This is a genomic window from Dissulfurispira sp. (genome assembly GCF_036745535.1).
Taxonomy (GTDB): domain Bacteria; phylum Nitrospirota; class Thermodesulfovibrionia; order Thermodesulfovibrionales; family Dissulfurispiraceae; genus Dissulfurispira.
The window spans coordinates 1-6,766 of record NZ_DAIOFX010000079.1 but is presented as its reverse complement, the minus strand read 5'-3'; the positions used below and the strand labels follow the sequence as shown (position 1 = coordinate 6,766).

Genomic DNA, 6,766 nt, shown 5'->3' with positions numbered 1-6,766 from the left:
TGATTGTTTAAGATTTTTGTCTTCCATTAAAAACAACTCGCATGGGTAGCTCCATAGATAAACTCTGGTCAGGAATTCCATTACCTCCTCCTTCGAAGGCATATCCGAATTCAAAGCATTTGCTATAATTGCGCCTAATTCATTCAGGTTAGCCATATCATAAGTAATTCCTTTGTTTTTATAAAATGCATCGCCGACGACGACAACCTTCTTCCCTTGCATAATTGCCTCAAAACCGACCTTTGAGTTTATGCTTATTACAAGAGCCGCATGTTTAATCAGATCATATGAGTTTATTTTAGGGTGTATCAGCATTATATTGTCGTGTTGTTTTAAAATCTTTCTTAAAACCGAAAACGAATGCCCCCCGATGGCTGCAGGATGTTCTTTTATATAAAGCTTGTACCCATATGGTATTATACGTGATAAATACTCTACAAATCCTTCCTGAAAGTAAAACAGCCTCGACCTGGTCGTCAACTGGACATCGTGAGGCACATGAAAGGGGAAGTATATATATTTATCGTTGTAATCGGGCTTTCTGTAATAAAAGCCAAACAGAATCCTGCGCGCAAGCTTTATGAAATTGTACTTTACCACCCACCCTATCTCGTCATATTCTTCCCTCTTTTTATGGACATATTTATGAAAAAGCTTTATTTTAAGTCTCCTGGCATTTTCGATATTAAATATTCTTTTCAAAGTCATATCCGCAAATGAGTGCTTGTCCTTAAACGGCACAACCATATTTTTACTGTCATGATATTTTCTCAGATAAGCTTCCACCTCTTTTAGTGTTTCATTATCTGGCTTTGCATTCATTATCCTTGCCGGCATATCGGAATAATAGCTGTTCAGATTAAATACGATTCTCTCAGAAAACGCAGCCGGCTCATAAAATACATGATCTATACCGTTCTTCCTCGCCGCATAATACACACACTGGTTCGCACCGAACCCTCCGAGTTCCTGAACAACGCACTTCACATTGTTTTCCGTGAATATCTTATCCAAAATTCGCAAATAATGTACTGTTTTGTTGAGAATATCTTCTTCATTCCTGCGGTTGTATCCCAGTTTTTCATGGATAAACAGGTGTCTCAAATTTTCTATGCCGAATTTAATCCTGAAATCTTCGAGTTCATTATCGCCGAGCGGAACATACGGGACTTCCTCTCTTAATGCATGCATATTGAAAAAAGGTATGCCCATTCTTTCCAGCTTTTCAGCCCCCGCTTCATGAAATAAAATAAAACCTATCCTGTTGCCTTTCTCGATAAGCCTTTCTGCCATATAGGCCAAGAAATCCACTTCCGGAAGCGTAAGTATGGAAAAAAGAATATCAAACTCTTTCATTCGTATAATCCTTTTTATTTATTTTTATAAATTTTAAATCTTCAAAATCAGGGTCCTTTAAAATATCTAATGATATATAATGGAAATGCAAGGCCAGCCGTTTTCGGACGAAGTTTATAGAATTATCCGTTGACTTTAGCTTGAGATTTATGAATTTTAATTTTTCGATTATGTTTTTTGATTGTCGCATATTAATAAACCGGTTTTTCTTATCTACAACAGGATAGTTATCGTTAGTAGTGATAGCTATATTATTGATCTCCGATATCCGATATTTGATAGGGAAGACAGGACTCGATATCGGCAATCCTTTTACATATGAATTGCAAATATCCTTTGAGATATCATCTAAAGATGTATCCATGTCGGGATTATGCTCAACTTTTTCGAATAAGGCTCCGATATGTGTTGCACCATACGGTGTGGTTTTTGGAAATAACCGGTATCTTAATGCCAGATTAAAACGGGAACATAATAGCGTTAATGTATTGACGGTAAAATTATTCATGTGTTCCAGATATAATGCATCCCTCCAGTTTACGAAATTGACTAAATCCGGCACCTCGATATAAATATATCCGCCTGTTTTAACTAACGGTATAATGTTATTCAAAAAATCATATGGTTGATGGATATGTTCAAGGACCTGAATAATAGTTACGAAGTCGTATGTTTCCGATGATTCTTCGAGTTTTTTCAACATTCTGATGCCATGCTGTTGAATTGCTATTTCGGCACGTGCCGGATCAGGTTCATATTCCGTTACATCCCAGTTAGAATCTTTAAATGCTCTAAGTCCCGTGCCGGGGCCGGTACCGATATCGAGTATTGTCCTTTTTTCGCTTATTTTTTCAAAAACCGCTGATAAATTTTTATATCTCTTATACCTGCGCTGCTCTAAAGGAGATGCAAGTGAATAGTCATTTTTATCTGCGATATTTTTTCGTTTTATCCAGTTCTGTTGAAACCATGAAAAAGCAGGCCTTACAGTCCTGAAAACAAAAAAAACAGTTTGTGCAATAACCGGTAGTAAAAAAATTCAAATCGTCTATATAAACTTCTGTTATCGGCACATGCCTTTCGGTACTGCATACAGGACACGACTGCCATATCTCGATATCATTCGGGCCGATTTGATAGTTCATTTTTTTCATTTTTTAATTAAAAATAAACATATAAAACGGAATTATCCATTGGGAGTTGATTAGATCATAGCTGTAAAAATGGTTTAACACCCCCATATTGACCTGTATAAGCGGTATATAGGTATTCCCTGTGGCATGATTGATAAAATAATATTTAGAAAACTCCATAGCTCCCTTCATAGTTTCGTTATACATAACCCTTCACTAATCTTAAAATGCCTTCCCTGTCGTCTTTATCTGCCATGAATGCAAAAGCAGTTAGAAAATAAATTGCTATTCCCAAAATGCTTATATATATGTTTTGAGTTATCATGAATATACCGAATAAAACGATAGTCAGCAATGCCGGCTTCAAAACGATATCGCTCAAAAACGATAACGACGAAAAATTAAACTCATACATCATACGGTAAAAATATCCTGCAGCAACGATAAAGGTTCCCGCCAATGTCCCAAGAACAACACCATAAACACCTATCTCACGGACGAGTATGACGCTTATTATCAGGTTGACGACAGAGGCGATAGCGTTATATTTGATGAGATCCCTGGCTTTATTTATTCCGACCATCATTACCGTGCCGCTGAAGACTACTGCCATAAAGAATAAAGAGATTATAAGAAGCCTATTTAACAGGACGGAAACATCAAAACCGCTTCCGACCCAGAGGCGTATTATCCTTTCGGAATAGAAAAAGAAAAAAATCAGTATCGGATACATTAACATAACCGTATATTTCGATGCCTTCTTAAAAAGCATCGCGAGCCTTTTTCTATCCATCGCAGCCTCCATCTCCGAAGCAACAGGCACAAGAGTAGAAGATATAAGGGAAAAACCGTAGTTCAGCACTTCATAGATTTTAAATGCAATATTGTAATAAGCAATATTTACCGGCGGAAGAAATATCCCTATAACAATAGTATCGATTCTATACGAGATAAAGGCAAATACCTTCGATAGAAATATCCATATGCTGAAGCCGAAAAGCAGCCTGAAAGATTCCTTGTTGCAGAGCCTGAGGTCTAATTTGACTTTTGAAATCCCGTCAAAGACAAAAAGATAAAGCACGGCAAGATTTATAATACCGCTGCACAGATAGGCGATACCGATGCCGACAAGCCCATAGCCCGTTTCTATCGCAGCGACCGTAAAAACAGCCCTGAGAAACCATTTAAACGACTCGATGCCTCTTATAAGGGAAAATCTCTGAAAACCTTCCGCTACCCGGACAATGCCAACAGCCCAGAATTCGATAAGCGCGAACAATATTAAAATCCGGATCAGATCCTTTGTTGTGTTTACGAGGATATAGGGGATTGTAAATATTTTATCGATAAAGAATTCATTAATAATAAAGATTACCGCACAAAAAACCAAAGCAAGCACTGTAGTTACAACAAAGTTTGTATTGACTATCTCGAGAAGGCGCTTTTCCTCGCCTTTTGCGTTGCACTCAGCCACATATTTGGTGATAGAAAGACCGAACCCTGCCTCTAAAAGATTTGCGCTACCCACAAGGGCGAGCGCAAGAACCATTATGCCGTACGAATCCTTGCCGATGTTCTTAATCAGATATGTGATTATGAAAAGCTGAATCGCAAAAGACAGGAATTTTCCGCAAACGTTGATAAATGTATTTATTGCAATTTTTTTCCTATACATTAATTTTCAGCCGTTGCCGAAGATATGCGCTCTTCCCAGAACCTTACATCCCTTTTCATAAACTGCTTGTCGATGCGGCCTAATTTATCTACTCCGCCTAGTTTTTTTCTTATGAAATTTCTTCCGTACCTGTAAATCTGTTTGCCGTATTCTTTCGGATAGAGCGATATAAAATCTCGGGCAGAAATTGAATATCGCGCTTTCCCCCTCGATTCCAAAAAACGGGCAATGATGTCGGCCACCTCTATCGTTCTCATCCCGTCAATCTTATAACACCAGTTTTTCAAAAGGATATCGCGGTGGCTTTTCATCGAATCCGGGATATCTCCGCCGGTGCAATAATAATTCACATGCTTTTTAATGTCGTCGTAATTATATGCGATATTGCTGCCCTTTGTGTGTTCTTCTAAAAAATAGGATTCGTCGGGATGAAGGTGCAATTCTATTGTAGGTTTGCCGAAAACCCATGCCTCTATCGCCGTTGTGCAGGTTCTCTGGAGTATTACATCGGATACATTCAATAAGTTCCAGATATATTCCTGCACTACAAAGGCGATTCTTTTTGGAAACCGCAGTTGAAGCCCGGCCATTCTGTCCTTATAAAACGCATGGTTTTCCGCAGGATGCGGTTTGTAGATTATCTGCAGGTCCGGAATATCCGCCAAAAGCCTTCCGACGCTATCGACCGTTAAATCGCGAGAAAGCGCGTCCCATCTTATCAGGTTATCTATCTGGTTTTGTTTATAACCTTCAAGTCTGTCGAGCTTCAATCTGTTCCAATCTTTGTATATGAAGGATCTGTTATTGTCGAAACCGGCTACCGTAAAATTCGTTGCGTATAAAATAATCCTTGCGTCTTTATTTATTTCCAATCCGTATTTTTTTTGTATTTCGGTTTTATCCGGCAGCATTCCGGTTAACGGAGCCGAATAGAAATCGAACCGGGGAATGCCTACAACCTTTACTTTTTCCGGCGGCAGTTTCCCCAGTTCTATAATCCTGTTGGCAACCGTTTCATTCCAGCTCAAATAGAGATCAGCCGGAGACAGATCAGAGAAACGGTGTGCAAAGAGATCCTCTATACCGTGTTTTAAGGGGATATTCTCCGTAGGTAAAATAACCACGCCCACATCATGTTTCTTAAGCCAGTATGCAAATCTAACCTTTCGGTCCTCGAAGAGATGATTATATATGACCATATCCGGTTTTTCATGCAATACCCAAAACCTGTCCTCACCCAGCCTGCACAGGCGGACTTTTATGTTGCGATTCTTTTCGAGGAGTGATTTCAAATATACATAACCCGCAAGGTCGCGCCATTTATGATCGGTAATAATTAATACCTTTTTCATTTCTTAAGAAATACCTTTCCCTATGAAATATAATTATAAAATAATTGTAAAATATAACAAAAAGCATCGTTAAATAACAAGGTTTCCTTTAAGGCCGACGTTATAAACGTCTATCGCCTCATAAAAATATACATATAGGCTTGACAAAGCCGTTGGGAATTCAATTATATTAAACACTTCATGAAAGTATTATTTTGGGGAACAACCTTATTTTGCCTTGCATTCATATTGCATTTTGTTTTCTGGAAAATCCATTTGCCTAAACGGCAAACCAAGGTATTGCTACAGATATTTTTAATCACTCTATCCGCAGGCATTTTTTCATTTAAGCCTCTTTTTTCCCTTACAGGCATTAACATATTCGCGGTATTGGACGTATCGGAATACCTGCACATCTCGATATTTTTTATTTCGTTGCTTCTCGCCTATATGATTACATATTCGGCTATAGAAGCAGACAGCCCTTCCCTTGTCATGGTATTAAACATAGCCGGGACCGGTCCGGCCGGCTTAGATAAGGTGGAATTCGACCGGATAATAAACGACGATGTCCTGGTAAAACCGAGGGTACACGACCTTGTAATCGATAAAATGGTTTATCTTGAAGGCGATAGATACAGATTAACGCGTAAAGGCGTCCTTTTATCACGTATATTTATAATTTACCGTAAAATTTTGGGTGCAGGAAAGGGCGGTTAGAATTCGATGCTTCGGCAATATTTTATCGTTTTAGCTCCCGTTATAGGACTGGCAATAAACGTAGCATCGCAGATTATAAGCTTCAGGTTTTTCCAGCATATAGGGCTTCTGAAGTCTATATTTGCTGCTTTTATTGTAGGATTCTTTGCCACTGCCTTCTTAACCCTTTATAATTCATTGAGTGACCTTACGGCAATTCTTATCGTAAACCTCATAATATATTCAGCTCTGGGATACTGTTATTTTCATTTTATCAATCTGGGAGAAACCGCACGTCGCATAAGAATATTAAGGGAAATATACGATTCCGGCAGCGGCCTTTCCATGAACGAAATCCTCGAAAGATATAATGCGAAAGAAATTACGGAGAAGAGGCTGAACAGACTGATTAATAATAAACAGATAACCTATAAAAACGGTAAGTATTTCATAGCCAGCCCAGTAATGCTTGCAATGGCCAGAATTATGGTATTCATGAAACTCGTCTTGCTCGGCAAAAGAAGCGAATTTGAGTAATCGCATACCTAAAATCAACATGCCCGCATCTGTTA

The 6,766-nt window shown here is 38.5% G+C and carries 6 protein-coding genes; 2 read left to right on the top strand and 4 right to left on the bottom strand.

Annotated features, from left to right (window positions below; genetic code table 11):
• From V7L97_RS10470 to V7L97_RS10455, 4 genes are all read right to left on the bottom strand, one after another.
• Window positions 1–1,356 (bottom strand): capsular polysaccharide export protein, LipB/KpsS family (locus V7L97_RS10470; protein WP_333655756.1); only part of this gene is annotated, 1,356 nt, incomplete at its 3' end.
• Window positions 1,343–2,293 (bottom strand): class I SAM-dependent methyltransferase, encoded by a 951-nt coding sequence (locus tag V7L97_RS10465; protein WP_333655758.1) that lies wholly within the window; start codon window positions 2,291–2,293, stop codon window positions 1,343–1,345. The genes V7L97_RS10470 and V7L97_RS10465, both read right to left, overlap by 14 nt.
• Before the next feature lie 395 nt (window positions 2,294–2,688).
• On the bottom strand, window positions 2,689–4,164 hold the full coding sequence (locus V7L97_RS10460) for an oligosaccharide flippase family protein (protein WP_333655753.1): 1,476 nt from the start codon (window positions 4,162–4,164) through the stop codon (window positions 2,689–2,691).
• Window positions 4,164–5,516, bottom strand: coding sequence for a surface carbohydrate biosynthesis protein (locus tag V7L97_RS10455; protein WP_333655750.1), 1,353 nt, complete (start codon window positions 5,514–5,516; stop codon window positions 4,164–4,166). The genes V7L97_RS10460 and V7L97_RS10455 overlap by 1 nt, the downstream gene beginning before the upstream one ends.
• Before the next feature lie 255 nt (window positions 5,517–5,771).
• Between V7L97_RS10455 and V7L97_RS10450 the strand changes: the two genes are divergently transcribed.
• Both V7L97_RS10450 and V7L97_RS10445 read left to right on the top strand, forming a co-directional pair.
• The gene (locus V7L97_RS10450) at window positions 5,772–6,215 is read left to right on the top strand and encodes a hypothetical protein (protein WP_333655749.1); all 444 of its coding nucleotides are present in this window, start codon (window positions 5,772–5,774) and stop codon (window positions 6,213–6,215) included.
• A 6-nt stretch (window positions 6,216–6,221) separates the two neighbouring features.
• A complete protein-coding gene (locus V7L97_RS10445; protein ID WP_333655746.1) occupies window positions 6,222–6,731 on the top strand; it encodes a hypothetical protein in 510 nt (169 codons plus the stop codon).
• Window positions 6,732–6,766 lie beyond the last annotated feature (35 nt).